This is a genomic window from Methanoregula sp., from assembly GCF_002835825.1.
Taxonomy (GTDB): Archaea; Halobacteriota; Methanomicrobia; order Methanomicrobiales; family Methanospirillaceae; genus Methanoregula.
Window position 1 is genome coordinate 1 of the sequence record NZ_PIZH01000494.1, and the last position, 1,521, is coordinate 1,521.

At 49.8% G+C, this 1,521-nt stretch carries 1 protein-coding gene; it reads right to left on the bottom strand.

Features of this window, described 5'->3' with window-relative positions; all coding sequences use genetic code 11:
- Positions 1-31: 31 nt before the first annotated feature.
- Positions 32-1,201: a B12-binding domain-containing radical SAM protein gene (locus CW742_RS12635; protein WP_292420894.1), complete on the bottom strand. Its 1,170-nt coding sequence runs from the start codon at positions 1,199-1,201 to the stop codon at positions 32-34.
- Positions 1,202-1,521 lie beyond the last annotated feature (320 nt).

The window sequence follows — 1,521 nt, forward strand, 5'->3', positions numbered from 1 at the left end:
CCCTGGGGTGAGTGCCGTGGAACGGGCTGAATTAATAGGCATTACTCCCGTCTGCTTGGATATGCCGGTTGAGTTCAATGGTATCGAATGTCAGCTCACGGGTTTCGTACGGGAGTCCCAGGATATTATTCACACTGAACGGAACTTTTGCCTTGTTCACGATTTTCAAATTGGTGATGATGGTCTCATTCGAGACATTCCTTTTAAGCACCCTCTTCCTGAACTCATCATTGCCATGTTCTATGCCGATTGCCATGCGGAACATGCCCACATCGTCTAGGTTCTTTACCCGGTCATAGGTAACGGTTTCCGGCCGGGTCTGGCACCAGAACGGAATGTTAAATTCAGAATACATGTCAACGAATTCGTCGAATTCCTTGTCAGAATACGCAAAGAACGTGTCAGCCCAGAAATAAAAGGCTTCAGCACGAGAATTATCCCGAAGGTGGATGATCTCCTCGCGAATCTTTTCAAAACTCTTCTTCCTGAAAAAATTCGATCCGGTCTCTTTTTTATACATCTCCTGCTGCGACGGGGAGTTGCAATAGGTACAGGTATAGGGGCACCCGCGGTGGGTTTCAAGAGGGAACATCCGCCAGACCTTTCCCTGCATGGGGCGGTACATTCTGCCTTCATGGAAGAGGGAGAGATCGAGGAGGGGATTTTTGTTGATATCAACAACCGGGCCCACGGGATTACGTCGTATCTTCCCATCCTTCTTGATCCATAGACCGGGTATATTGTCATAGGGCTCACGACGCTGTATCCGATCGCAGAGTTCGGCAAGGACATGTTCTCCCTCACCTATGCAGACCATGTCGATCTCGGGATGACTCAGGACGAGATCCGGTGCGAACGTGGGGAATACGCCACCGATCAGGGTAGGGATATGGAGATGACCGGTCCGCTCAAGGAGCCGTATTCCAATCGGGAACATGTCCTCAGTGCATGACATAGCCATGAGATCCGGCTGGAATTCCTGCACGCACTCCTCAAATGCATCGAAAACATCACGGTCAATGAACGAAACCTTCAGCAGCGTGTCGTCAAAAGGACGGACATTGAGGTTGGCTTCCTTCTCCTTGTCACTGTTAAAATGATCGTCCTCAGGGTTCGGATAATCGGTTGAGTCGAAGAGACCGACAACATGTCCCCGCTGCTTAAGGATTGCAGTGAACAATGCTATTGCGGGGGGCAGCATGTTCATCCCCCGTATATTGGGATAGCCCTGAAGAATTCTCATTTTAGCTACACCAGGATGATGAAGTGATGTCCGTTGTAACGTAATGGCTCGGGAGGAATTGTCTGGATCCCGGTCTGCCATTGCATTACACGTGCTGCATCATTATCATTCATGGATGTTTAAAAATACAATCATTCCGTATGCACGCCGCGGAAAGGATGACACATTTTTTTGATACCCGGTCCGGTTTTAGCAGGTCAACCGGACACGCTGTGACAGCATCAGCAGTAGGCCCAGGCGACTTCCATCCACCACCATGACTGAATCCGTAACAGCGG

Bases quoted from the DNA above. Each gene is read 5' to 3' on its own strand.
- CW742_RS12635 (WP_292420894.1), bottom strand. From the start codon at position 1,201: ATGCTGCCCCCCGCAATAGCATTGTTCACTGCAATCCTTAAGCAGCGG.